Below are 25,698 nucleotides of genomic sequence, written 5' to 3'. Positions count from 1 at the left end.
CCAACCGCAAATGTGGGCCATGTGGGCATGTAATCAGGCGATTTGATGACCAATCGCAGCGCGAACGCTTTGCGAATCTCCCGGCGAGGCGCTAGCGTCCGCCACCATGGCCGACACTGCTCCTCCCTCGAAACAGGCAGCTGCCAAGGGCAGCGAGCCGACGCCTTTCATGGCGCAATATCTCGGCATCAAGGAACGCCATCCCGAGGCGCTGCTGTTCTTCCGGATGGGCGATTTCTACGAGCTTTTCTTCGAGGATGCGGTCGAAGCAGCCCGAATCCTCGACATCACGCTGACCGCCCGGGGCGAATATGACGGCAAGCCGATACCCATGGCGGGCGTGCCCTACCATGCCGCCGAGGGCCATCTGGCGCGGCTCATCAAGTCCGGTGCGCGGGTCGCCGTGTGCGAGCAGACCGAAAGCCCGGCGGAGGCCAAGAAGCGCGGGTCGAAATCCATCGTCAATCGCGATATTGTCCGCATTGTCACACCCGGCACGCTGACCGAGGATTCGCTGCTTCCGGCCCGGCAGGGCCAGGCGCTGGCGGCGATCGCCCTGGCCAAGGGCGGCGCGGAAGCGGCGATAGCAGTCTGCGACGTGTCGACCGGCCGGTTTGATGTGGCGCCTGTCCTGCCGGGCGCCCTGGCGGACATGCTGCTCGGCTGGCCGCTGAACGAATTGCTGGTCAGCAGCAGTGACATGGACCGTCCGGCGATTGTGGCTGCGGCGGAAGCGTCGCGCGCGCCGCTGACCGAGCGGCCGGCCCGTGCCGCAACGCCCAAGTGCGGCGAAGCGCTGCTGAAGGAAACGTTCGATGTGGCGGCGCTGGAAGCCTTTGGCGATTTCAGCAAGGCAGAGCTGTCGGCCATCGGCCTGCTGCTTGACTATGTGAAGCTGACGCAGGCCGGGGCGGATATAATGCTGGATCCGCCGCAAAGGCCGCCGGTGCGGGGCCATGTGGCGATCGACCCGGCCACGCGGGCCAGCCTCGAGATCGACCGGTCGATGAGCGGTGGCCGCGACGGGTCCTTGCTGGGCACGATCGACCGGACGGTGACCGCGCCGGGCGCACGCCTGCTGGCAACCCATCTTTCCCGCCCATCCCTGGACCGTTCCGAGATCGAATCGCGGCTGGAGGCTGTGGCCTGGCTGGTCGACGATGCCGACATGCTGGAGCGTTTGCGCGCCCGGCTGAAGGCGGCGCCGGATATTGAGCGCGCCCGCCTGAGGCTGCGCCTTGGCCGGGGCGGCCCGCGCGACCTTCAGGCCCTGGGCCGGGCCCTTGCGGCCGGGGATGCGGCGGCGCGTGGCCTGTCGGAGGTGGCCGGGGGATTGCCGGCCCGGCTCGCGGCGGCGACCGGGAAGCTGCTGCTGGACAATGCGCCCCAGCTGCGGACCTTTGCGGAAGACCTAGCGCGTGCGCTGAACGAGAGCCTGCCCATGCTGGCGCGGGATGGCGGCTTCATCGCGCCCGGCTGGGACGCAGCACTCGATGAGGCGCGCGGGCTTCGGGATGACAGCCGCCGGATCATTGCCGAACTGCAGGCACGCTACGCTGGCGAGACCGGTATTTCGGCGCTGAAGATCAAGTTCAACAATGTGCTCGGCTATTTCATCGACGTGCCGGCACGGCATGGCGAGGCGCTGCTGGCGCCGCCATTGTCGGAGACATTCATCCATCGCCAGACGCTGGCCGGCAATGTGCGTTTCTCGACGCGCGAACTGTCAGACCTCGCAGGGCGCATTTCGCGCGCCGAGGAAGAATCCAAGGGCCGCGAGACGGCACTGTTTGATGAATTCTGCGCCCGTGTCGATGACCTCAACGCGGCGCTGGCCACGTCCGCCGGTGCGCTGGCCGATCTCGATGTGGCGGCGGCCAATGCGGCCTGGGCGGTCGAGTGCGACGCGGTACGGCCGGTGATTGCCGATGCGCCGGAATTTGCCGCCGTGGGCCTGCGGCATCCGGTGGTCGAAGCGGCGCTCAGGCGTGACGGCAAGGGCTTTACCGCCAATGACCTGTCGCTCGACGCGGGTGGGGAGGGGGCGCCGCGCCTCCTGCTGGTGACCGGGCCGAACATGGCGGGCAAGTCGACCTATCTGCGGCAGGCCGCGCTGGCGGTGATCCTGGCGCAGGCGGGATGTTTCGTGCCAGCGCGCTCCATTACGCTCGGCTTGGCTGACAGGGTGTTCTCGCGTGTCGGCGCCTCCGACGATCTCGCGCGCGGCCGGTCGACCTTCATGGTCGAGATGGTGGAGACAGCCGCGATCCTGACGCAGGCGACGCCCGACAGTTTTGTCATCCTGGACGAAGTCGGCCGGGGCACATCGACCTATGACGGCCTTGCCATTGCCTGGGCGGCGGTGGAGCACCTGCACGGCGTCAATGGCTGCCGGGCCCTCTTCGCCACGCATTACCATGAGCTGACGCAGCTTGCCGAAGACCTGCCCGGCGCGGCGAATGCCTCGCTCAGGGCGCGCGAATGGAAGAATGACCTTGTTTTCCTGCACGAGGTGCAGCCCGGCCCGGCCGACCGCTCCTATGGCGTGCAGGTGGCCCGCCTTGCCGGCCTGCCCAAGCGGGCGGTGGCGCGCGCGGCGCAGATACTCAAGCGGCTGGAGGCAGACCCGGACGCTGCCGAGAGCCTGCCGCTTTTTGCGGCTTTTGCCGAAGATGCTCCGCCTGCAGAAGCCTTTGATCCGCCGCAGACAGAATCCGAGTTGCTCCGTATCCTTGCGGATATCGATCCGGATGCACTGACACCCCGAGACGCGCTCGATATCGTATATCGAATGATAGCGGAAACAAAAAAAGGTGAGTAGTCCTGTAATTTATTGGACGCTGGCGATCATGACACTAGTGTAATCTTCAGTCGGCGGGTATTTTGTCGCTGATGGGGGTTCCCGGGAGGGGTGCCTGAAGGGCCCCCACATCTGGGAATTACCAGTCAAACCGGAGGTGTCACCATGACCAACAAGTCAGCAAGTTCAACGCAACTACCCGTCTGCACCGCGCAGATCCGCATTGAGCTGGAGAGTGCCCGACAGACCGTGGACCGCCTTGCGAGCGTGATCCGCATTGTAGGCGACTCAGGTGTGACAGATCCGGATACGTCTCGCGAGCTGGAAACCTGTCTCGGCGCGGCGCATGCCGCCGCTTACCGGTGGCTGCTCGAATCCCGGCTGATGGCTGCTGGTATCGGCATTGCGTCAGCCTGACGGATTCCACCGCGTATCGGATTAATTCGTATCGAGGGCCTGAAGAAGGCGCACGGCGACCTGGAGGTCATCGGCGTCACCGATCTGGTCGATCAGCTTCTTCGCGTCGCGCCGGAGATCCTTGACCCGCAGGCGGGTCTCTGCGGCATGCGATTTACGCCCCGTCGACTCGAAGGGCTCGTAGAAGAAACTAATCGGCTTTTTTAGCGCGATCGCCACCTCCCGGAGGCGTCCTGCTGACATGCGGCTGTGACCAGCCTCATATTTCTGAATCTGCTGGAAGGTTACGCCGAGGAGCTGGGCCAACCCGTCCTGGGTGAGGCCCATTTCACGGCGTCCCTGACGCAATTGCTGGCCAACGAAGCGATCCGCATCGGTTGGCTTTCGGGCATCGTGGCCGGAATTATTGACTGATTTCAACATTATAAAACCCACTATCTAGCATATGTTATGAAGGACAAGCGCGTTCGGCAGTTTTTGTTACATAAATCCGTCATTAAGCGGCAATACGCCGCATATTTGCCCCCGAAGCGCGATTTCAGTCTGCAAATTCACACAGATGTTGAAGGACTGCTCATGTTTTAGATAGCCCCTCCAAGGGCGAGATAGAGCGTGATGCGCGATTCGATTTGTGCGCGCCGCAGCGATAGAAGCGTGCGGTCAGCCTGGAAGCTTCGTTGTCGGAATGTCAGGACATCAAGCAGGTCGATCGCTCCTTCACGATACTGGATTTCGGCAAGGCGCAATGTCTCGCGGGCGTTCTCGGCGGCGGTCTCGACATAGCCTGCGCGGTTGCGCAGCGTCTGGACATCATCGAGACGGCCCTCGACGTCGGCATAGGCGTCCAGCACGGTGGCGCCGTAATTGGCGAGGGCGATGCGGCCGTTGGATTCCGCCGCATCAATTCGCGCCGTGGTCAGCCCGCCATCAAACAGCGTTCCGGCCAGCCGGATACCGAGGGAGAGGGCGAGCGCTGCCGGATCGACCAGATCGCCGAGACTGTCGGTCGCGCTGGAAACGCCGCCCGACAGTGACAGGCTGGGCCAGCGCCCGGCGCGGGCTATGGCCGTGCTCGCAAAGGCTGAGCGGACAGAGGATTCAGCGGAAATGATGTCAGGCCGCCGGCGCAGCAGATCAGCTGGCTGGCCAGCGATGACGACATCGGTCACGACTGGCAATGTGTCCGGCATGGGAAGCGTGCCATCCGGATAGCGGCCCAGCAGGACTTCAAGCGCGCGCACGGCGCTGCGTTGCGCAGCCAGCGCCTGTTCCAGGGAATCGCGCGCGCTGGCGATATCGGATTCCGCCAGCACCTGCTCGCGGCGGTCTGCGGCGCCAAGTTCATAGCGGACATTGACGATACGCAGCGTTTCTTCCTGCGCGGAGAGTGTGGCCTGGGAGAGGGCGACGGCATTGCCGGCATCGATTGCCACGACATAGGCGCGGGCGACGGCGGCCGCCAGTGATTCACGGCTCGAACGGTACACGGCCTCGGTGCTGACGAGGTCATATTCCGAGGCGAGGATGCCGGAACGGATGGCGCCCCAGAGATCGGCTTCCCAGCTGGCGCTCAGGCCGAGGCTGTAACTTTCCGACAGGTCGGCATCCTCGAAGGGCGACGATCCCGATACGCCGGCGCTCGCGCCGAGGCTCGGCAAGAGGCCTGAGCGCGACTGGCGCAGAAAGGCCTCGGAGCGGCGCACGCTTTCGGCGCTGGCCCGAAGGTTCGGATTGGCGGCGAGCGCCTCGTCCATCAGCGCGAGGAGGGCATCATCCTTGATGATCTCGGACCAGCCGGCCGCCACGTCACCATCGGTCTCCGGTCCGAAGGCCCAGCGCTCGGGGGCGTTCAGGGCAGCCGCTTCCTGCGCGATCAGCGGCTGGGCGGCTGTCTCGGACCGGTTGGAGGCGCAGGATGGCACCGCCGCCAGAAGGACCAGCGCCAGGGCAGGGGAGAGCTTATTCATGTCGTAGGGCCTCGATTGGGTTGAGCCGCGCCGCCTGCCGGGCGGGGAAGAATCCGAAAAACAGGCCAATCAGAGCTGATGCGCCAATGGCTATGATGGCAATACGCGGAGAAATCTCAACAGGGAACTCCCCGACTTTCGCTGCAAACTTTGCAGCGCCCACGCCCAGGGCAGACCCGATCAGCCCGCCGAGCAGGCAGAGCGCGAGGGCTTCGGCCAGGAATTGCCCGAGAATGTCGATGCCGCGCGCGCCGATGGCCATGCGCAGGCCGATCTCGCGGGTGCGCTCGGTGACCGAGACGAGCATGATGTTCATCACGCCGACCCCGCCGACGATGAGCGAGACGGCCGCGGTGAAGGCCAGCAGCACGCCGAAGGTCGCCTGCGTGCTGGAGCGGGCGCGGATGAAGTCGGCAATGTTGAACACGCGGAAATCATCGGTGCCGCCGGGGGCGATACGGCGGATTTCGCGCATGCGGGTCTCCAGCTGTTCCTGCGCGGTGGTCATGTCGTATCCGTCTGCAATGCCGACTTCCATGCTGCCGACATAGCGCGCGACGGTCGCATTGCCACCGAGGATGCGATTGCGGGCCGTGCTGATCGGCACGATGACGATATCGTCGCGGTCGCCGCCGGGGCCGGACGACTGGCCGCGCGTGACGAGGACGCCGATAACTTCGACCGGCACATTGTTGACGCGGATCGTCTGGCCGACGGGATTCGTGCCCTCGAACAGGGCGTCGGCGACGGTCTTGCCGATAACGGCGACGGCGGCGCCGGAACTGGCTTCCCGGGTGTCGAACAGGCGGCCCTCGCTGGTGCTGAGAGACTGGGTGACGAAATAGTCGGTATTGGTGCCCTGCAGGCTGGTCGACCAGTTGTCCTCGCCCGAGACGACCATGACGGAGCCGGAGATGCGCGCGGCGACGGCCGTCACAAAAGGCTCCTGCTTGATCTGGTCGACATCGGATTCGGTAAAGGGCTGGTCCGAGGCGCCGCCGCCGGAGCGGGGGCCGCCGCGTGAGGCGCCGGGGAAGATGGTCAGGTTGCTGGCGCCCAGCTGGGCGATCTGGGCGTCGACCTGCTTGGCTGCGCCCTCGCTGATCGCCATCATGGCCATGACCGAGGCGACGCCGATCATGATGCCGAGCATGGTCAGGAAGCTGCGCAGGGGGTTTGAGATCAGCGCTTCAAGGGCTGACTGGAAGGCGACGCCGATCTTCATGAGGCGCGCCTCTCGTCCCGTTCGATCTGGCCGTCGCGGAAATGGATCTGGCGCGTGGCATAGGCAGCCACTTCCGGCTCGTGCGTGACCAGCACGACCGTGATGCCTTCGCTGGAAAGCCCTGTGAGCAGGTCCATAATTTCCTCGGAGGTTTTCGTGTCGAGCGCGCCGGTCGGTTCGTCGGCCAGCAGGATGGACGGCCGTCCGGCGAGGGCACGGGCGATCGCCACACGCTGTTGCTGGCCGCCGGACAATTGCATCGGGCGGTGGTCCATGCGGGCGCCGAGGCCGACCATTTCGAGGCATTCGCGGGCGCGGGCCATGGGATCTGCCACGGGCGTGCGGGCATACATGAGGGGCAGCTTCACATTGGCGAGCGCGGTCGCGCGGTTCAGCAGGTTGAACTGCTGGAAGACAAAGCCGATGGTCTCGTTGCGCAGGTCTGCCAGCTCGTCACGGCTGAGCCTAGAGAGGGGACGACCCTTGATCAGCAATTCGCCGCTGGTCGGCACATCGAGCGCGCCGATCAGGTTCATCAGTGTGGACTTGCCGGAGCCGGACGGGCCCATGATCGCGGTCATCTCGCCCTGGACGAAATCCACATTGACGCCGCGCAGGGCGTAAACGTCCTGCGTCCCCATGCGATAGACCTTGGTCAGGTCGCGGCACGAAATAAGGGGTGTCGCCTCTGCGGCCATGCTCAGTTGCCTGCTGCCGGGACGGTCAGGCGCGTGATGAAGACATCACCTTCCTCTGCGCCGCGTGTAATCTCGGCATACTGACCGTCCGACAGGCCGATGGTGACGGGCACGGTTTTCAGCGTGCCATCACCGACTGGCTGGTAGAGGTCGACGCGGGTCTGCGTGGTGCGCTCATTGATCTTTTTCTGGACCACGGCGAGTTCTTCGCGGCTGAGATTGTCGCGCAGCACCTTGTCCATGCGGGACTGGATCTTCTCGCGCATGCCGGCCCGGTCGAAAGTGGCGCCGGCCTCGCCCATGCTGGCGCGAACCTTTTCGAACTCGGCCTTCATTTCGGTCTGGATCTTTTCCTTGCGGGCAGGCTCAAGGTCGAGGCCTGCAAGGATGGCATCAGCCGGGTTGCCACCCGGACCGCCGGGGCGGCCACCGCCGCTGCGCGGGCCTTGGTCACTGCTGGTTTCGGAGGAGATGACGGTCACGCCATCGCTCGGCGGGCGGAAGCGGACAGCCGCTTCGGGAATGCGCAGCACGCCCTCGCGCTTTTCAGCCGTGATTTCCACATTGGCGGTCATGCCGGGCAGGAGGCGGCCGGAGCGGTTTTCGGCAGCGATGACGACTGTATAGGTGACAACATTGGAGAGGGTTTCGGAGGCGAGACGGACCTGCTCAACCGTGCCCTTGAAGGTTTCGGCCGGGTAGGCGTCCACCTTGAAAGTGGCCGGGTCGCCGGCATCAATGCCGCCAATGTCGGACTCAACGACTGCTGCGTCGATCCGGATATCGCCGAGGTCCTGTGCGATCTGGAACAGGATCGGCGCAGAGAAGGAGGCCGCGACAGTCTGACCGACATCGACGGAGCGCTCGATGACCACGCCGTCAATGGGTGAGCGGATAATGGTGCGATCAAGATCAAGCTGCGCCGATTTCAAACTGGCCTGGCGCTGGGTGAGCGAGGCTTCCGACGAACGCAGCTGGGCGCGGGAGACGTCGAGCGACGCCTTGGACACAGCGAGCGTGCGCTCGGCATCCTCAAGCGAGGACCGGGCGATTGCGTCCTGTTCGTAAAGCGCTTTGACCCGCTCATATTCCTTTTCCGATTGCGCATAGCTGGCCTCGGCGGAGGCGATGTTGGCCTTCTGCACGTCAAGGCTGGCGCGGGCGCTGGCAATGTCGGCCTGTGCGGAGGCGACGCGGCTTTCAAAGGTCTGCGGGTCGATGCGGGCGATGATATCGCCTTCCTTGACCTCGGAATTGAAGTCGGCGTCGAGTTCGATGATCTGGCCGGAAACCTGCGAGCCGACCTCGACCGTGGTGAGCGCGCGCACAGCGCCGGATGCGGTCACAAGGCGGGCAACATCGCCTTTATCGACAGCGGCCGTTTCCACCGTGAAGTCGCCGCTTGAGGCTTCACCCGATCCGCGCAGGAAAAAGGCCCAGACCAGGAACAGGGCCACGAGGGCACCAAGGCCATACAAAAGTTTCGGGTTAATCTTGCGGATCAATGGACTGCACTCGCTCTCGCATCAGGGTCATGGTCAACACGTCCGGCCAACCTGGAGTGGGCCGGGCGCATGGGCCTTTTTATTTCGGAGCGTTGCAACGCGCCTGCCAGATAAACGACCGGCGCACGTCTTTCCGTCGCTTGGAACTGTAATTCCAGTCAACGATAGAGGGAAAACAGCCTGAAAAGGCGTTTTTGCCTATTTCTTGGGTTCGATACGGATGATCCCGTCATCCTCAGGGCTGGATTCGGCTGCCTGGGCGTCGAGCGTCGCCGCCTCGGAATCGAGGTTCAGGTTGAGATCCACACCGGGATCGCCGCCAAAATCACCGCCGCCGAATGTGCCGGAACCGATCAGGCGGGTTTCGCTGCTGCCGCCAAGATTGAGGTTCATCGAGCCGCCGGAGGAGGTTGTTTCGCCTGTGGTCGGGCTGGGAAGGTTCAGGTTGAACGAGCCAGACGCGCTTTCATCCGCGGAAACCGTCTGGACGTCTGCGCTGTCGGAGCCTTGCGAGCAGGCCGTGCCGGCGAGAACAAGGGAGGCGAGGGCGAAAGCAGTGATCGATTTCATGTTCATGCACCTGATCTTGCAGCGGCCATCAGCGGTCCGCAAGCTTCTGTTGCACAACGTCCCAGAAAATGGCGGCACTATCAATGCCGGAGAGCGCCTTGATGGCCTGCACGCCGGTTGGCGAGGTGACATTCACTTCGGTGAGACGCCCGCCAATGACGTCGATACCCGTCAGGATCAGCCCGCGGCGCTTGAGTTCCGGGCCGATTGTTTCGCAGATCCGCATGTCGGCATCGCTGAGCTCGGATTTTTCGGCCGTGCCGCCGACGACGAGATTTGACCGGACCTGCCCACTCTGCGGGCGCCGGTTGATCGCGCCGACGGGCTCGCCGTCGATCAGGATGATTCGCTTGTCGCCCTCGCTGACAGCCGGCAGGAAGGCCTGCACCATGACCGGCTCGCGCGAACGGGTGAAGAAGACTTCGAGCAGGGAATCAAGGTTCGAATCGTCGGGCTTAAGGCGGAACACGCCGGCGCCGCCATGGCCGTAGATCGGCTTGACGATGATGTCCTTGTGCTTGTCGCGGAAGGCCAGGATGTCCCGCATCTCCCGCGTCACCAGTGTCGGCGGCATGATTTCGGGATGGAGGAGGGGGAAGATCTTCTCGGGGCTGGAGCGCACGCCTTCCGGATCATTGACGACGAGCGTCTCGCCCGAGATCAGCTCCAGCAGGTGGCAGGCGGTAATATAGTTGAGATCAAAGGGCGGATCCTGACGCATCAGGATGACGTCGACATCCTTTGCAAGGTCGAGCTTGACCGCTTCGCCAAAGACGCCCGGCGTCTCGCGCACACGCTGCACCTTTGCCGGGCGGGCCCAGGCCGTGACCCGGCCCTGCTCGTAGGACATCTGGTCCGGGCCGTAGACAAAGAGTTCCGCGCCGCGCGCCTGGGCCACTTCGGCCAGCGCAAAGGTCGTATCACCGTCGATCTTGACGTTTTCCAGTGGATCCATCTGGATCCCGACACGCAATGCCATGTGGCGCCCGCTCCCATTTCATGCGGGCGGCGGCTTTAGTGGCGCACCGGCCCTGTCAGTAACTCACTCCGAGCAATTCGGCATCGCTCTCGGTTCCATATGTAGGGCTCGGCGTCGGATTGTAAGAGGGGGCGGCCTGCGTTGTCGGTGCGGCCGGGCGCTGGACCAGCTCACGGATGCGCACATAAGAGACGACCTGGCGCACGCCGCCGACCACGCTGGCCTCCTCGGCGGCGCGTTTCAGCTCGTCGGCCGTGCGGGCCGTGCCCATCAGGTAGACCACGCCGTCATAGGTCTCGATATTGTAATTGAGGCTTTTCACCGTGCTCGACCCGATCAGGCGGGCGCGCACGCGGCTGGAGATCAGCTCGTCGGACATGTTGGCCATGAAGCCGCCCGCAGGCTCGATCTTGATCTCGTTGGCGACGTCCATGACGCGCGAAGAGGTCCATGCGATGCCTTCAGCCTGCACGCGGTCGGTCGGATCATCAACCCGGCCGGAAAGGAGGACGAGGCCGTTATTCACCTCGACATCGACTTCGCCGAAGCGGTTGAGGCTTTCGGCCAGCAGTTTGGTCTTGATTTCGGTGGAGGCGGTCGTGTCATCCACGGACTCGCCGAGGGTCTTGTCCTTTGCGGCGGCGAGGCCAACGGCGCCAGCGGCACCGACGGCTGCAACGGCGCATCCTCCCAGAGGCAGGACAAGGGCAAGGGCGGCGGCGGCAAGTCGCAGGTTCATTCTACATACTCCAGTGGCTGGCGGTCCGGGGACGTCGGAATGACACTGTTCCAGACTTACGGCGAAATTCTGGCAGTCTCCAAGTAAATTGCAGTTCACATTGGGTTTGGCGCATGTGTGACGGCCTGAGTGTTTGGGCTGGCTGTGACTCGGCAGGCATGTTAATGTCCCTTTATAGATACAAGAAGGAATTGAGACCCTGACTTCCAGCGCCCCGCGGACACTGCCCGCAAAGAGTGCCACGATTGACGACATCCGCTTGGTTGCCGAGGCTCTTGCCAAGGCCCTTGAGGATGACAAGGCCGAAGACCTCCTGTTCATTGACCTGGACGGAAAATCTTCCCTCGCCGATTTCATGATCATTGCGTCAGGCCGTTCCGGCCGGCATGTCGCCGCGCTTGCAGACCATCTTTCCCATACGGTGAAAAAGCTGACCGGCCGCCCGGCCAATGTCGAGGGCATGCCCAATGCTGACTGGGTGCTGATCGATACCGGCGACGTGATCGTTCACCTCTTCCGTCCGGAAGTGCGTGAATTCTACAATCTCGAAAAGATCTGGGCCTCCGACACGAGTGCCCATCGCGCCACGCAGCACTAGGCGCCCGTGCGCCTGACGCTCCTGTCCGTCGGTCGCCTGAAATCAGGCGCCGAACGCGACCTGTTCGATGAATATGTCAAACGGGCCCTGCCGATTGCGCGCAGTCTCGGCTTTCGTGGCATCGAGGAGATTGAAGTGGCGAGCGGCGGCGGGCTGGATGCCGAGGCCGAGCGCATCCTCGCGAAAATCCCTTCCGGCGCGAATGTCATCCGTCTCGACGAGTTTGGCCGTAACGTGCCCTCACAGGACTTTGCCGCCCAGCTGGGCCGCCTGCGCGACCAGGGGGTGCCGGATCTTGTGTTCCTGATTGGCGGGGCCGAAGGCTATGGCGAGGCCGTGCGGCGCGCCGTGCCGGATATAATGGCTTTCGGGGCGCAGACCTGGCCGCACCGGCTGGTCAAGGCGATGCTGGCCGAACAGGTTTACCGCGCCATGTCGATCCTGGCGGGAATGCCCTATCACAAGGCCTGAAGCTGGGTTTTGGGGGAAGAGTAAAAGAGACCTCGAAGCTGAAAGGTGGGGGGACGCAGCTTCAAGGTCTCTTTATAGATGTCCAGCGCTTGGGAGGGTTCAGTCGGGAGGGACTTACTGGCCATCTGAGAATGCTTACGTACAGACCGGGATTTTCGTTCCAAATAAAATCGGAAAAAAATCAGCCCGCGTAGAGCGATGGATTTGGAGCGAGCGCCATCATCAGAAGCGCCGTCGCGAGAATCCCAAGAGTCGCTACAGAAACGACCTTCGCGATCACATTTGCCTGTCCCATTTGTATCACCCTTGTGTCTTGCCAGAGTCCCACATGGGGACATGTCTGCCTGATGAACACATTCTAAACGGAATAGGTTCCATGCGGGGCGTGTATGGGGCATTTTGAAGGCAGGTCCGCGTGCGCGATTGATCCGGCGTGCATGTCGCCCTAGACCTTGTCGCGGGACATTTCTGACAGAAAATGGGACGCATATGGTCACGGCCGTAAAGGACTTCCTGAAGGTTTACTGGCCTTTTGTGCTGGTGGCCGTGCTTGGCGTCATCGTCACGCTGATGCTGATGGATCCGGCGCCCCCGAAACATATCAGGTTTGCGGCCGGTGCGCAGGGCGGAGCCTATTATGCCTTCGCTGAACGCTACCAGAACCTGCTGGCAGAACAGGGGATCGAGATCGAACTGATCCAGACGGCGGGTTCGGTGGAGAATTTGCGCCTGCTGGATGAAGGCCAGGCCGATGTCGCCCTGGTGCAGGGCGGGCTGGCAAAGCCCGGCGATGCGGCAACGCTGCGCTCGTTGGGCGGTCTCTTTCATGAGCCTTTCTGGGTGTTCGTGCGCGATGAGGCGGGCGTGAGCGAATTTGGCGACCTCAGATCAAAGCGTTTTGCCATTGGCCCGCTCGGGTCCGGCACGCGCATCCTGGGTATCGAGCTGCAGGACGAGTTTGACGGCGCATGGCCGGAGGCCGCGCGCAATACACTGTCAGGCACGGCGGCGGCCGATGCCCTGATCGCCGGGCAGATCGATGCGGCGGGTTTTGCAGCCTCGCCGGACGCGCCCTATGTGCAGACGCTGCTGCGGGCGCCCGGCATTTCGCTGTTGCCGTTCGAGCGGGCCGAGGCGCTGTCACGGCGCCAGCCGGCGCTTGCGGCGGTGACCCTGTTGCGCGGCGTCTTTGATATCGGCGCGGATATTCCCAAGCGCGATGTGCCGCTGGTCGCGCCTGTGGCCCAGCTCGTGGTCCGGAAATCGCTTCACCCGGCCATTGAGGCCCTGCTGGTCGATTCGGCGAATGCAATCCATCAGGATGGCAGCCTGCTCGCGCCAGCCGGTGCTTTTCCGGACCCGAACTGGACCGACTTGCCGGTCAGCCGACAGGCGGAGCGCTATTACGAGAATGGCCCGTCCTTCCTGCGGCGTTATTTTTCGTTCGATGTGGCGAACTTTCTCGACCGGGCCTGGATACTGGCCATCCCGCTGCTGACGCTTCTCTTCCCGCTGGTGCGGGTCGCACCGCCGATCTATCGCTGGCGGGTGCGCCGCAAGATCTACATCTGGTACAAGGACCTGCGCGACCTTGAGGCGCGCGGCCGCTCCATGCCGAGCAAGGAAGAACGCGTGGAGATCACCGATGCGCTGGAAGACCTGCAGGTCGAGATCGGCGAGATGGACGTGCCGCTCTCCTATACCGACGACCTCTATCGCCTGCGCAATCATGTCGAGTTCGTGAAGCATCTCGTGATGAATACGCGGCCGACGCCGGGGCTCGGTATCTAGACGAGGTTTGCCTCTTTCACCGCCGACAGGAACGTGCGCGACACGGGCGCTTCCTTGCCCGATTTCAGCACCAGGAACAGCTTTCCGCCCTCGCGGCGCGTATCGGCGACGCCATCTGTTGCCACCCACCATGAGCGGTGCACCTGAAGGCCGCCGGCGCCTGCCAGCTCCCGCATGGCATCGGCGAGCCGCATCAGGATCAGTTCCTCGCCGCGACTGGTATGGATGCGCAGGTAATGGTCTTCGGAGGAAATCGCCCAGAGCGATGCGCCGCGATATTTGACCGGCAGGCGTTCAAGGAATGTGGCTCGGGCGTCGGACGCCTCGGCGGCGCCGAGCGGCGGGGCGCGTCTGGCCTGGGCCACGATGACGCCGCCGGTCACCATGACGAGGCAGACGGCATAGACATAGAGGTACTGGACCAGCAGGCCGATGGGTCTGAAGTGCCCACCCAGCGACAGGAAGAAGACAATCAGCGATCCTGTGACGGGGATTGCGATCAGGGCGGCCGCAGCCGCGATGCGTATGGGGGCTGGCTGGTCCGCAAGGTAGCGCTCGAAAACGGCCGGGATGGCCCAGATGGCGGTGGCTCCGCCGACGGCCATGGTGATCAGCCACATCAGCAGCCGGAGGAGGAAGGCGCCACCGGTATTGTAGACCCCGAACCAGGTGAAGGCGAAGGCCAGGCCGATTAATATGGCAGCCGCGCGCAGGTAGGGGGTCAAACGGCCCGTCATTGACTGAATATCCCTCCTGCATTTCGCGCTTCGTGAACTGTTCTGGCTGCATTTCACGCAGGATTCCAGTCACTCCATGCAAACCCGGTGGCGGCGCGGCGGGAGAGGGGAGAGGTGAGGGCAACAACCCGCATCAAGGAGTTTCCCATGCCACACACCGCCCCTTCCCGGACCGTTCAGAGTCCCTTCCGCGACCAGATCCGGCGTCACAGGAACTGGATCGTGATGATCGTCGCCGTGGTGGCCTATGTCCTCGTCAGCCGCGCGATACTCGAGGCCTCCGGCAATCCGCCCATCCGTTTTCGTCTCGATGTCTCGCCCCTGATCCAGTCGCCCTGGGTGCTCAAAGCGCATGTCAGCGGCGCGCTGGCCTCGTTCGCGATCGGCGCCTTCCTGCTGGCTTACAGGAAGGGCAAGCGCCTGCACCGGGTGCTCGGCTATGCGTGGGTCGCAACCATGGCCGTCACCGCCGTAAGCTCGTTTTTCCTGACCGGGCTGAATGGTGACCATTTCAGCTTCATCCATGCGATTTCGGCCTGGGTGGTGATCATTTTGCCGATGGGTGTGGCGGCGGCGCGGCGGCATGACATCAAGGCGCATCGCAGGCACATGACCAACATGTTTCTGGGCGGGATGCTGGTGGCCGGTCTCTTCACCTTCCTGCCCGGGCGGATGATGTGGTCAATTTTCTTCGGCATTTGACCTATTCCTGCCTTACTGCAGCAGCAGAAGCCCGCTACACATGTACGCAAGACGTCAAAAAGGCGGGAGGCAGACATGAAGCGCGCAATTGTCCTAGCTGGTTTGATCGGCCTCGCTGCGTGTCAGGCGCCGGGTCCGATTTCGATCCCCGGCCTTACCCGCCCGCCCGCCAGCGCCGAGGAAGCGCTGGAGGCCTATTACAGGACGTTGCCGGATGATTTCTTCCCGCGCGCACCGCAGGGGCTGCCGCTGCCGCCCGCCGACCAGCCGATCACGCGCGTGCTGGTCGCGTCCTGCCTGAACGAGGAAAACGCCGAGGCGCCGGCGCTTGAGGAAATCGCGAAAGAGAAGGCCGATCTCTTCCTGATGATGGGCGACAATGTCTATGGCGACATGGACGGCAAGCAGGTGCTGAGCAATCAGGCCGACCTGGACGAGCTGCGCGAGAGCTTCCGCGATCTGGCGGCGCGGCCGGATTTCCAGGCCGTGCGCGCTGCCCATCCGATGATGGTGGCGTGGGACGATCATGATTTCGGCGCCAATGATGGCGGCAAGGATTTTCCGTTCCGGCGCCTGTCCGAGCGGATTCATGAGCGCTTCTGGGGACTTGAGAAGCAGGATGTCGGCGCATGGCCGGGCACGTATTATGCCCGCACCTTCGGGCCGGAGGGCCAGCGCACCCAGATCATCATGCTGGACACACGTTTCTTCCGCACACCGCTGACCCGGACCGACGAATATGGCGCAAAGGGCAAGGAGCGCTATGTGCCCTCGGCAGACGCGCATCAGGACATGCTGGGCACCGACCAGTGGACCTGGCTGGAAAACCAGTTGCAGCAGCCGGCCGACCTGCGCCTGATCGTGTCGTCGGTCCAGGTCGTGCCAACCGACGGGCATGGCTATGAGGCCTGGTCGCGCCTGCCGCTGGAACAGTCGCGCCTCTATGGCCTGATCGGCGAGACGGGTGCCAGGGGCGTCGTGTTCGTGTCGGGCGACCGACATGCAGCTTTCCTCTATCGCAAGGAGGGCGTTCTGGACTATCCGGCCTATGAGCTGACCGCTTCCTCAATCAATGCCTCTTTTTCCGACACGACGGACGAGATGGACAACGCCCAGATCGGCGCTGGCTATTCTCCCGAAAATTTCGGGGCCATTGATATTGATTGGGAAACCGGCACGGCTGCATTGTCGATCAAGGCCGATGATGGCGCGACCGTTGGGGAGACCACGGTCAAATTTAAATAATCAAGGCGCGGGACAAACCCGCCCGTCCCCAGGAAGTCGATGTCTGACACCCGTAACGTATTCGTCCTGATCCTTTCCGTCATGATCGTGCAGATCGCGGGAGGCTTGCTGAGCATGCTGACGCCGCTCGGCCTGGAAGCGATGGGAACGGGGCCGCAGACGATTGGTGTCATCGCGGGCTTCAACGCCGCCGGTTACATGATCGGGGCCTGGTCGGCGCCGCGCATGCTGGGCCAGGTCGGCAATATCCGCCTGTTTGCCGCGGCCTCCGCGATGAATGCCGTTGCTGTGCTGTCGCTGTCACTCTGGCATGACGCGGGCTTCTGGGCGATTGCGCGTCTCGTGCAGGGCGTCGCCTTTGCCTACATGTTCACCAGTATCGAAAGCTGGATGGGCGAGGCCGTGCCCGACAAGTCGCGCGGCAATGTCATGGGCATCTACCACACGGGTGCCAAGCTCTCGCTGATGATCGGGCCTTTCTTCGTGGCGGGCATGTCGCCGCTCGACAGCCGGGCCTATGTCTGGGCCGCGCTGTTCCTGACGCTCGCGCTCGTACCGGTCTGCCTGACGCGGCAAAAGGAGCCTTTGCCGCCGGATCGCAAATCGATGCCCGTGGCTGAACTGTTTCGAATCGCGCCGGCGGCCGTGATCGGCGTGTTTCTGGCGGGGGTTATCAATACCGGCACGCTGGCCCTGCTGCCGATCTATTTCGAAGGATTCAAGCTGGCGGGCGGCGGCACGGCGGCGGCCGCCATTGCCGGGGCGGCGGCCTGGCTCGGCGGGCTGGTGCTGCAATGGCCGGCGGGCGTGCTCTCCGACAGGATCGAGCGGCGGCTGGTGATTGCCGGCATGTGCACCATGTCCGGCATCGCGGCCCTGATGATTGCCATTTTCGGTGTCGCCCTCGGCGAGATCGGCGTGATTGCCGTGCTCACCATCTGGGGGGCAGGGGCCCTGTCTTTCTACGGCCTCTGTGTGGCGCATGCGATTGACCGCACGCCCCGTGGCCGGGTGCCGCAGGTCATGTCCGGCCTGCTCTTCGTCTGGGCGGCGGGGTCGATCGTCGGGCCGCTGATGTCGGGCACGGCGATGCGCATGGCGGACCGGATTGGCCTGTTCGGGCTGGCGGGCGTGCTGCTGCTGGTGCTGGCGGGCCTGATGGTGCTGCGCGTACGCCAACGGGCGGCACCGACCGAGGCCCAGCAGGAAGAGTGGAGCCCGATAACGCCAACATCGCTCGCCTCGGTGGAACTCGATCCGCGCAATCCGGAACTTGAGTCCTGAGGCTGCATCCAGATACGCGTACCCAGCCAGTTGTCGGCGCGAATAAGCCTGTTATACAGCCCCCACCAATAGCGGGGCGGCACGCGGCCTTCTCGCACGCGACGCAACCATCAGGGCATTCCATATGAATATTCACGAATACCAGGCAAAAGCGGTGCTGAAATCCTTCGGCGCCCCCGTTGCCGAAGGCGTACCGGTCCTCTCCCTCGACGACGTCCAGAAGGCGGTCGACACGCTGCCAGGACCGCTCTGGGTGGTGAAAAGCCAGATCCATGCAGGCGGACGCGGCAAGGGCAAGTTCGTGGAAGCGGAAGCCGGTGAAAAAGGCGGCGTGCGCCTGGCTTTCACCAAGGAAGACGTCCTGGCCAATGCCAAGCAGATGCTCGGCCATCACCTCGTGACCGCCCAGACCGGCCCGGCCGGCAAGCAGGTCAACCGCCTCTACATCGAAGACGGCGCCGACATTGACCGCGAACTCTATCTTTCGATCCTCGTTGACCGTGAGTCCGGCAAGGTGGCTTTCGTCGTCTCGACAGAAGGCGGCATGGATATCGAAGCGGTTGCCCACGATACGCCAGAGAAGATCATGACCCTGCCAGTGGATGGCGGCGTGACCGAGGACGATGCCTCGAAGCTCTGCGATGCGCTGAAGCTTGAGGGCACAGCCCGCACCGACGGCATGAAACTCTTCCCGATCCTCTACAAGGCCTTCACCGAGAAGGACATGGCGATGCTCGAGGTCAACCCCCTGATCGTCATGGAGAACGGCCACCTGCGCGTGCTCGACGCGAAAGTCTCGTTCGACGGCAACGCCCTGTTCCGTCACCCGGACATCGTGGAACTGCGCGACAAGACCGAAGAAGACGAGAAGGAAATCGAGGCCTCCGAATGGGACCTCGCCTATATCGCCCTCGACGGCACGATCGGCTGCATGGTCAACGGCGCAGGCCTCGCCATGGCAACCATGGACATCATCAAGCTCTACGGTGAAGAGCCCGCCAACTTCTGTGATGTCGGCGGCGGCGCCGGCAAGGAGAAAGTGGCTGCTGCGTTCAAGATCATCATGAAGGACCCCAACGTGAAGGGCATCCTCGTAAACATCTTCGGCGGCATCATGAAATGTGACGTCATTGCCGAAGGCGTGATCGCGGCCGTGAAGGAAACGAACCTCGCTGTTCCGCTGGTCGTGCGCCTCGAAGGCACGAACGTGGAACTCGGCAAGAAAATCATTGCCGACTCCGGTCTCAACGTCATCTCCGCCGACGATCTCGACGACGCGGCCCAGAAAATTGTCAACGCGGTTCGCGGCTAAGGAATACTCATGTCCATTCTTATCGATAACAATACCAAGATCCTGACGCAGGGCATGACCGGCAATACCGGTTCGTTCCACACCAATCAGGGCCTCGCTTATTACGGCACCAAGATGGTCGGCGGCATCCACCCCAAGAAGGGTGGCGAAATGTGGAAAGCCGACAACGGCACCGAACTGCCGATCTTCTCGACGGTCGCTGAAGGCAAGGAAAAGACCGGCGCCACGGCGTCCGTGGTCTACGTCCCGCCAGCCGGCGCTGCTGCGGCCATTGAAGAAGCCATCGACGCGGAAATCCCGCTGATCGTCTGCATCACCGAAGGCGTGCCGGTCCTCGACATGGTTCGCGTCAAGGCGAAGCTTGCGAAGTCCAAGTCGCGCCTGATCGGCCCGAACTGCCCCGGCATCATCACGGCCAATGAGTGCAAGATCGGCATCATGCCGGGCTCCATCTTCAAGAAGGGCTCTGTCGGCGTCGTTTCGCGCTCCGGCACGCTGACCTATGAAGCCGTGTTCCAGACCACCCAGGTGGGCCTTGGCCAGACAACGGCTGTCGGCATTGGCGGCGATCCGGTCAAAGGCACCGAATTCATCGACATGCTGGAAATGTTCCTTGCCGACGATGAAACAAAGTCCATCATCATGATTGGTGAAATTGGCGGCAGCGCAGAAGAAGACGCCGCCCAGTTCCTCATCGATGAGGCCAAGAAAGGCCGCAAGAAACCGATGGTCGGCTTCATCGCCGGTCGCACGGCGCCAAAAGGCCGCACAATGGGCCATGCCGGCGCGATCGTGTCGGGTGGCAAGGGCGATGCAGAAAGCAAGATTGCTGCGATGGAGGCTGCGGGTATCCGCGTGTCGCCGTCACCTGCCCGCCTTGGTACGACCATGGTTGAGGTATTGAAGGGCTAAATTGCCCTGAATTTATGAGCCAGGGCGGCCGGTTGGCCCGTCTGGCGAGGCCAGGTTCTGACCGCGTCGGCCGTCCTGCAAAAAGTTCCTGGTGACAGGAACACAGCAAGGTTTCGTTCCTATATGATGGGGAGCGATTTGGTCCAGAGGACGGAAGACAATGGCAGACGACGGCAGCCCGGTGAATGGCGCGCGCAGCAAAGGCAATGCGGCGATGCTCGACACGGCTTTCCTTTATGGCGGTTCGGCCCAGTGGCTTGAACAGATGCAGGCAGCTTATTCGCGCGACCCTTCGTCGGTGCCGGAAAGCTGGCAGGCTTTCTTCGAAGAGCTTGACGACAATCCGAACAATTCCGAGATGAACGCCGCCGGCGCCAGCTGGAAGCGCGCCGACTGGCCGTTGCAGAAGAAAGGCGACGACGTCGCCGCTTTTGACGGCAACTGGGCCGTGCTCGATCCGCGCATCGAGAAGAAGATCAAGGCTGACAAGCCTGGCGCGTCGGAAGCCGACATTGCCCAGTCGGTCAAGGATTCCATCCGCGCCATCATGATGATCCGCGCCTACCGGATGCGGGGCCACCTGGCCGCCAAGCTCGATCCGCTCGGCCTTGAGGATTTCGGCGCGCAGCCGGAACTCAACCCCGAGACCTATGGCTTCACCGAAGCCGACATGGGACGCCGCATCTTCATCGATTTCTATCTCGGCCTCGAATACGCGACCGTGCGCGAGATGCTCGACATCCTGCGCCGCACCTATTGCTCGACGCTCGGCATCGAGTTCATGCACATTTCCGACCCGGCCGAGAAATCCTGGCTGCAGGAACGTATCGAAGGCCCGGACAAGGGCGTTGCCTTCACGACCGAAGGCAAGAAGGCGATCCTCGCGAAGCTGATCGAAGCGGAAACATTCGAGCGCTTCCTGCACAAGCGCTATCCCGGCACCAAGCGTTTCGGCCTTGATGGCGGTGAAGCCGCTGTGCCGGCGCTGGAACAGATCATCAAGCGCGGCGGCGCGCTTGGCGTTGAAGAGATTGTTGTCGGCATGCCCCACCGGGGCCGCCTCAACATGCTGGCCGCCGTGATGGGCAAGCCTTACGAGCAGATCTTCTTCGAATTCCAGGGTGGCAACACGCAAGGCGCCGACCAGTTCGGTTCCGGCGACGTGAAATACCACCTCGGTGCCTCGTCCGACCGCGTGTTCGATGACAATCATGTCCACCTGTCGATGAACGCCAACCCGTCGCACCTGGAAGCGGTCGACCCGGTCGTGCTCGGCAAGTCGCGCTCCAAGCAGGAAATGCTCCACCGCGAAACCGGCGAGCTGGTGCGCACGAAAGTGCTGCCGCTGCTGCTGCACGGCGACGCCGCCTTTGCGGGGCAGGGCGTTGTGGCCGAATGTTTCGCGCTGTCGGGCCTCTCAGGCTATCGCACGGGCGGCACGATCCACTTCATCGTCAACAACCAGATCGGCTTTACGACCAGCCCGATGTATTCGCGCTCGTCGCCATACCCATCCGACGTTGCGCTGATGGTCCAGGCGCCGATCTTCCACGTCAATGGCGACGATCCGGAAGCGGTGACCTATGCGGCCAAGGTCGCGACCGAGTTCCGGCAGAAATTTGCCAAGGACGTGGTCATCGACATGTTCTGCTACCGCCGCTTCGGGCACAATGAGGGCGACGAGCCCATGTTCACCCAGCCGGTCATGTATAACGAGATCAAGGGCCACCCCTCGACCCGCGAGATCTATGGCCAGCGCCTCGTCAGCGAAGGCATCCTGACGGCTGAGGAACTCGACAAGCAGGTCAGCGATTTCGAGAATTATCTCGATGCCGAGTTCGAGAAGAGCAAGAAATTCCAGGCCAAGAAAGCCGACTGGCTGGACGGCGAATGGAAGGGCCTCGGCCTGCCGGAAGACGATGAGCGTCGCGGCAAGACCGGCGTTTCCAAGAAACGCCTGCAGGAACTCGGCAAGACGCTGACGACCGTTCCGGACGATATCGAGATCCACAAGACGCTGACCCGCGTCATTGAAGGCCGTGCGACGGCGATTTCCAAGGGCGAGGGCCTCGACTGGGCAACCGCCGAGCATCTCGCTTTCGGCACGCTGCTGGATGAAGGCTTCCCGGTCCGCCTGTCGGGCCAGGATGTCGGCCGCGGCACGTTCTCCCAGCGCCACAGCCATTTCGTCGACCAGACGTCGGGCGAGCGCTACACGCCGCTGAACCATATCAGCGAGAAGCAGGCCCATTACGAAGTCATCGACTCGCTCCTCTCCGAGGAAGCGGTGCTTGGCTATGAGTATGGCTATTCGCTGGCTGACCCGAACACGCTGACCCTCTGGGAAGCCCAGTTCGGCGACTTCGCAAACGGCGCGCAGGTCTTCTTCGACCAGTTCATCTCTTCAGCGGAGCGCAAATGGCTGCGCATGTCAGGCCTCGTCTGCCTGCTGCCGCACGGCTATGAAGGGCAGGGGCCGGAGCACTCCTCCGCCCGCCTCGAGCGCTTCCTGCAGATGTGCGCGGAAGACAATATGCAGGTGTGCAACCTGACGACCCCGGCGAACTATTTCCACGCCATCCGCCGCCAGATCCACCGGGACTTCCGCAAGCCGCTGATCATCATGACGCCGAAATCGCTGCTGCGTCACAAGCTGGCCACGTCTTCGCTGGACGACATGACGACGAAGTCCTCGTTCCACCGTATCCTGTGGGACGATGCCGAAACACCGGGCCGCGAAGGCAAGGTGAAACTGGCCAAGGACAACAAGATCCGCCGCGTCGTGATGTGTTCGGGCAAGGTCTATTACGACCTGTTCGAAGCCCGCGAGGAAGCCGGCATGGACGATGTCTACCTGATGCGGATCGAACAATTCTATCCGGTGCCGCGCCGCTCGATCATGAACGAGCTGAAGCGCTTCCCCGGCGCCGAACTGGTCTGGTGCCAGGAAGAGCCGCGCAACATGGGCGGCTGGACCTTCATTCGTGACGAGATCGAATGGTGTGCCGGCCAGATCGGCTCCAAGAACCCCCGTCCGCGCTATGCCGGTCGTCCGCCTTCGGCCGCGACCGCGACGGGCCTCATGTCCAAGCACAAGGCCGAAATGGCCGCCTTCATCAACGCGGCTCTCGGCCCCGATCCGGTCGACGACAAGATCGTCGCCATCTGATCGCCCTTTCCAGATATTCCAATACGGACCTTAAAACATGACCGACATTTCAGTCCCTACACTCGGCGAAAGCGTCACCGAAGCCACCGTCGGCCAATGGCTCAAATCGGCCGGTGACACCGTCAAGCGCGACGACGTGCTCGTCGAACTGGAAACCGACAAGGTTTCCGTCGAAGTTTCGGCGCCCGAAGACGGCGTGCTCTCCGAGATCGTCGCCAAAGAGGGTGACACGGTGGAAATCGGCGCGCTGCTCGGCCGCGTGAATGCCGGTGGCAGCGCTGGCAAGGCAGCTCCTGCCAAGGCCGAAGCCCCTGCGCCCGCCAAGGACTCGAAGCCCGCCGCCAAGGAAGAGGCTGCACCTGCAGCGTCCGGCGGCAAGATGACCGACGTGGTCGTGCCGGCCATGGGCGAAAGCGTTGCCGAGGGCACGCTCTCGACCTTCCTCAAAAAGGTCGGCGACAGCGTCAAGAAGGACGAGACGATTGCCGAGATCGAAACCGACAAGGTTGCGCTCGAAGTGCCGTCGCCCGCTGATGGTGTCATCGCCGAACTCGTCGCCAGCGAAGGCGACGGCGTGACGCCAGGCTCCGTCATCGCGCGCATCAGCGCTGGTGGGGCCGGTGCGTCGGCGCCTTCCGCCAGCCCGGCCTCCCCGCCACCGCCAGCCGCCAAGGCCGCCGCCGAAGGCGCGCCCGTGTCGCCGTCCGTGCGCCGCATCTCGACTGAAGCCGGTGTGGACCCGTCCAATATCCCGGGCTCCGGCCGTGATGGCCGCGCCACCAAGGCCGATGCGCTCGACTATGTGAACAATGCCGCATCCAAGGCCTCGTCCTCCACGGCCGTGACCGAGTCGCGCGCCCCGCGCGACATCGGTCCACGCGAAGAGCGCGTGCGCATGACGCGCCTGCGCCAGACGATCGCCCGCCGCCTTAAAGAGGCCCAGGACAGCGCCGCCATGCTGACCACGTTCAATGACGTGGACATGGGCGCCATCATGGACCTGCGGAAGAAGCACCAGGACAGCTTCGTTGCCAAGCATGGCATCAAGCTCGGCTTCATGAGCTTCTTCGTGAAGGCCTGCGTCAATGCGCTGAAGGAAGTCCCGGCTGTGAACGCCGAGATCGACGGCACCGACATCATCTACAAGAATTATTATGACATCGGCGTTGCCGTCGGCACCGACAAGGGCCTCGTCGTGCCGGTCGTGCGTGACAGCGATGACCTGTCGCTGGCCGGTATCGAGAAATACATTGCGGACCTCGGCAAGCGCGCCCGTGACGGCGATCTCACGATCGGCGACATGCAGGGCGGTACGTTCACCATCTCGAACGGCGGCATCTATGGCTCGCTGATGTCGACCCCGATCCTGAACCCCCCGCAGTCCGGCGTGCTCGGCATGCACCGGATCGAGAACCGCCCGGTCGCCGTGAATGGCCAGGTCGTGATCCGTCCGATGATGTATCTCGCGCTTTCCTATGACCACCGCATCGTTGACGGCAAGGAAGCGGTGACCTTCCTCGTTCGCGTCAAGGAAGCGCTGGAAGATCCGGAACGCATGCTGCTGGAAGTCTAGTCCCTGATGGTCAGCCTATTCGACGCCATCGGCATTGTTGGCGTCGGCCTGACCCTTCTCGGCTACCTGCTGCTGCAGGCGGAGCGGATTGAATCGCGCTCGCGGCTCTATTCGGCGCTGAACCTGTTCGGCTCGGTCGCGATCCTCGTGTCGCTCGCTTTCAACTTCAATCTCTCGGCGGCCCTCATGGAGGGCTGCTGGGCCCTGATCAGCCTGTACGGGCTGGTCAAGGCCGTGCGGTCCATGCGCCGCGCACCGCCAGTTTAGGGGTCTAGAAGGGAAGGGGCTGGAGATCAGGCTCCACCCAGCTTCGCCGTGCCTCCACCGAGAACAGGACCGGCTTCGACCAATAGGTCAGCAGCCAATCCGACTTCCCGAATTCGCCTGCCATCAAGTCCCGCAGGACCAGATGAAGCGGCGTGCCGGGCGCGGCGCTGTCCGTCATGTGCCGCGCCGCCCGCAGCGAAGCCTGCGTGATTGTCTCATGATAGCCTTCCGTGTCGGAGTTTATCCCGCCCACGGATTCATTATAGGCGCGGATCATGCCGGGCATGTCGCGCTGCGCGGCGTCAAAGTCCGCACTGACCAGCCAGAGCGCGGCCGCGAAATGGCCTGCATGGGTCCATTCCGCCTTGGGCAGGGTGCGGTCGATAAGGCCGCGGGCGATGCGTTCAATCTCGGTATCGGATGTAAAGGTCATTTTCGGTGTCCGTTCTGAGGCCGGCAGGGTCCCGGAAAAACAAAAGCCCCGCCGGCGGTGGCGAGGCTTGTGGGTCCGGGGCTGGTCCTGCTGGGGTTCAGTCAGGGGCCCTTTCGGCATGCACACGCCCGCTCCGCCCGGAAATCCGGACCTGCTGTTGCTGCTGGAGGGTGTTTGTCGTGTGCATATGCCTTCAATAGCAGCGGCGTGCCGATTTTCAAGACGCGGGCTTGCCCGCGATTGCCTGTCGCACCTGCCTCCCTTGCCGCCCGTGCCATCCCCATGTAACGGGCAGCACTCAGCC

At 63.3% G+C, this 25,698-nt stretch carries 23 protein-coding genes; 13 read left to right on the top strand and 10 right to left on the bottom strand.

What is annotated here, in order from left to right:
• The first annotated feature begins 106 nt into the window (after nt 1-106).
• Nucleotides 107-2,821 carry a DNA mismatch repair protein MutS gene (mutS, locus tag HY30_RS01595; RefSeq protein ID WP_034736211.1) on the top strand — a complete coding sequence of 905 codons (2,715 nt, stop codon included), beginning with the start codon at nt 107-109 and terminating at the stop codon, nt 2,819-2,821.
• A gap of 144 nt (nt 2,822-2,965) precedes the next feature.
• Nucleotides 2,966-3,217: a hypothetical protein gene (locus HY30_RS01590; protein ID WP_034736209.1), complete on the top strand. Its 252-nt coding sequence runs from the start codon at nt 2,966-2,968 to the stop codon at nt 3,215-3,217.
• A 21-nt stretch (nt 3,218-3,238) separates the two neighbouring features.
• Here HY30_RS01590 and HY30_RS19595 read toward each other — a convergent pair whose 3' ends face one another.
• The 8 genes from HY30_RS19595 to HY30_RS01550 form a co-directional block, all read right to left on the bottom strand.
• On the bottom strand, nt 3,239-3,640 hold the full coding sequence (locus HY30_RS19595) for a helix-turn-helix domain-containing protein (protein ID WP_081812003.1): 402 nt from the start codon (nt 3,638-3,640) through the stop codon (nt 3,239-3,241).
• Between the two features lie 158 nt (nt 3,641-3,798).
• Complete coding sequence (locus tag HY30_RS01580; protein ID WP_034736207.1) at nt 3,799-5,184, bottom strand: efflux transporter outer membrane subunit; 1,386 nt, start codon at nt 5,182-5,184, stop codon at nt 3,799-3,801.
• Complete coding sequence (locus HY30_RS01575; protein WP_034736205.1) at nt 5,177-6,409, bottom strand: ABC transporter permease; 1,233 nt, start codon at nt 6,407-6,409, stop codon at nt 5,177-5,179. Before HY30_RS01575 ends, HY30_RS01580 begins: the two co-directional genes overlap by 8 nt.
• On the bottom strand, nt 6,406-7,107 hold the full coding sequence (locus HY30_RS01570) for an ABC transporter ATP-binding protein (RefSeq protein WP_034736203.1): 702 nt from the start codon (nt 7,105-7,107) through the stop codon (nt 6,406-6,408). The genes HY30_RS01575 and HY30_RS01570 overlap by 4 nt, the downstream gene beginning before the upstream one ends.
• A 2-nt stretch (nt 7,108-7,109) precedes the next feature.
• The gene (locus HY30_RS01565) at nt 7,110-8,612 is read right to left on the bottom strand and encodes an efflux RND transporter periplasmic adaptor subunit (protein ID WP_051614623.1); all 1,503 of its coding nucleotides are present in this window, start codon (nt 8,610-8,612) and stop codon (nt 7,110-7,112) included.
• 198 nt (nt 8,613-8,810) lie between these two features.
• Nucleotides 8,811-9,182: a hypothetical protein gene (locus HY30_RS01560; RefSeq protein WP_155839210.1), complete on the bottom strand. Its 372-nt coding sequence runs from the start codon at nt 9,180-9,182 to the stop codon at nt 8,811-8,813.
• 28 nt (nt 9,183-9,210) lie between these two features.
• Nucleotides 9,211-10,161 carry a glutathione synthase gene (gshB, locus tag HY30_RS01555; RefSeq protein WP_034736199.1) on the bottom strand — a complete coding sequence of 317 codons (951 nt, stop codon included), beginning with the start codon at nt 10,159-10,161 and terminating at the stop codon, nt 9,211-9,213.
• A gap of 55 nt (nt 10,162-10,216) precedes the next feature.
• On the bottom strand, nt 10,217-10,900 hold the full coding sequence (locus HY30_RS01550; RefSeq protein ID WP_051614621.1) for a BON domain-containing protein: 684 nt from the start codon (nt 10,898-10,900) through the stop codon (nt 10,217-10,219).
• A 259-nt stretch (nt 10,901-11,159) separates the two neighbouring features.
• Between HY30_RS01550 and rsfS the strand changes: the two genes are divergently transcribed.
• The 3 genes from rsfS to HY30_RS01535 all read left to right on the top strand — a co-directional run bounded on the left by rsfS (nt 11,160) and on the right by HY30_RS01535 (nt 13,760).
• On the top strand, nt 11,160-11,498 hold the full coding sequence (gene rsfS / locus HY30_RS01545; RefSeq protein ID WP_206741390.1) for a ribosome silencing factor: 339 nt from the start codon (nt 11,160-11,162) through the stop codon (nt 11,496-11,498).
• Between the two features lie 6 nt (nt 11,499-11,504).
• Complete coding sequence (locus tag HY30_RS01540) at nt 11,505-11,969, top strand: 23S rRNA (pseudouridine(1915)-N(3))-methyltransferase RlmH (protein WP_034736195.1); 465 nt, start codon at nt 11,505-11,507, stop codon at nt 11,967-11,969.
• A 489-nt stretch (nt 11,970-12,458) separates the two neighbouring features.
• The gene (locus tag HY30_RS01535; protein ID WP_034736192.1) at nt 12,459-13,760 is read left to right on the top strand and encodes a TAXI family TRAP transporter solute-binding subunit; all 1,302 of its coding nucleotides are present in this window, start codon (nt 12,459-12,461) and stop codon (nt 13,758-13,760) included.
• Here the strand turns inward: HY30_RS01535 and HY30_RS18950 are convergent.
• Nucleotides 13,757-14,497 carry a LytTR family DNA-binding domain-containing protein gene (locus HY30_RS18950; RefSeq protein WP_051614619.1) on the bottom strand — a complete coding sequence of 247 codons (741 nt, stop codon included), beginning with the start codon at nt 14,495-14,497 and terminating at the stop codon, nt 13,757-13,759. The two genes, HY30_RS01535 and HY30_RS18950, sit on opposite strands and share 4 nt — an antisense overlap.
• Nucleotides 14,498-14,722: 225 nt before the next feature.
• On the opposite strand from HY30_RS18950, the gene HY30_RS01525 reads away from it, so the two are divergent.
• From HY30_RS01525 to HY30_RS01490, 8 genes are all read left to right on the top strand, one after another.
• Nucleotides 14,723-15,199, top strand: coding sequence for a DUF2306 domain-containing protein (locus tag HY30_RS01525; RefSeq protein ID WP_081812002.1), 477 nt, complete (start codon nt 14,723-14,725; stop codon nt 15,197-15,199).
• 75 nt (nt 15,200-15,274) lie between these two features.
• Nucleotides 15,275-16,444 (top strand): alkaline phosphatase D family protein, encoded by a 1,170-nt coding sequence (locus HY30_RS01520; protein WP_034736190.1) that lies wholly within the window; start codon nt 15,275-15,277, stop codon nt 16,442-16,444.
• 39 nt (nt 16,445-16,483) lie between these two features.
• On the top strand, nt 16,484-17,728 hold the full coding sequence (locus HY30_RS01515; RefSeq protein WP_034736188.1) for an MFS transporter: 1,245 nt from the start codon (nt 16,484-16,486) through the stop codon (nt 17,726-17,728).
• Between the two features lie 124 nt (nt 17,729-17,852).
• Entirely contained in the window at nt 17,853-19,040 is a 1,188-nt protein-coding gene (gene sucC / locus HY30_RS01510; RefSeq protein WP_034736186.1) for an ADP-forming succinate--CoA ligase subunit beta, read from the top strand.
• A 9-nt stretch (nt 19,041-19,049) separates the two neighbouring features.
• Entirely contained in the window at nt 19,050-19,952 is a 903-nt protein-coding gene (gene sucD / locus HY30_RS01505) for a succinate--CoA ligase subunit alpha (RefSeq protein ID WP_034736184.1), read from the top strand.
• Nucleotides 19,953-20,112: 160 nt separating this feature from the next.
• Nucleotides 20,113-23,121 (top strand): 2-oxoglutarate dehydrogenase E1 component, encoded by a 3,009-nt coding sequence (locus HY30_RS01500; RefSeq protein WP_034736182.1) that lies wholly within the window; start codon nt 20,113-20,115, stop codon nt 23,119-23,121.
• A gap of 37 nt (nt 23,122-23,158) precedes the next feature.
• Nucleotides 23,159-24,694 carry a 2-oxoglutarate dehydrogenase complex dihydrolipoyllysine-residue succinyltransferase gene (odhB, locus tag HY30_RS01495; RefSeq protein WP_034736180.1) on the top strand — a complete coding sequence of 512 codons (1,536 nt, stop codon included), beginning with the start codon at nt 23,159-23,161 and terminating at the stop codon, nt 24,692-24,694.
• Between the two features lie 6 nt (nt 24,695-24,700).
• Complete coding sequence (locus tag HY30_RS01490; protein WP_034736178.1) at nt 24,701-24,961, top strand: CBU_0592 family membrane protein; 261 nt, start codon at nt 24,701-24,703, stop codon at nt 24,959-24,961.
• A gap of 4 nt (nt 24,962-24,965) precedes the next feature.
• On the opposite strand, the gene HY30_RS01485 is transcribed toward HY30_RS01490, so the two are convergent.
• Complete coding sequence (locus HY30_RS01485; RefSeq protein ID WP_034736177.1) at nt 24,966-25,394, bottom strand: hypothetical protein; 429 nt, start codon at nt 25,392-25,394, stop codon at nt 24,966-24,968.
• Nucleotides 25,395-25,698 lie beyond the last annotated feature (304 nt).

It is taken from the genome of Hyphomonas chukchiensis, from assembly GCF_000682695.1.
GTDB lineage: Bacteria > Pseudomonadota > Alphaproteobacteria > Caulobacterales > Hyphomonadaceae > Hyphomonas > Hyphomonas chukchiensis.
This window is presented reverse-complemented; position numbering and strand designations above follow the sequence as displayed.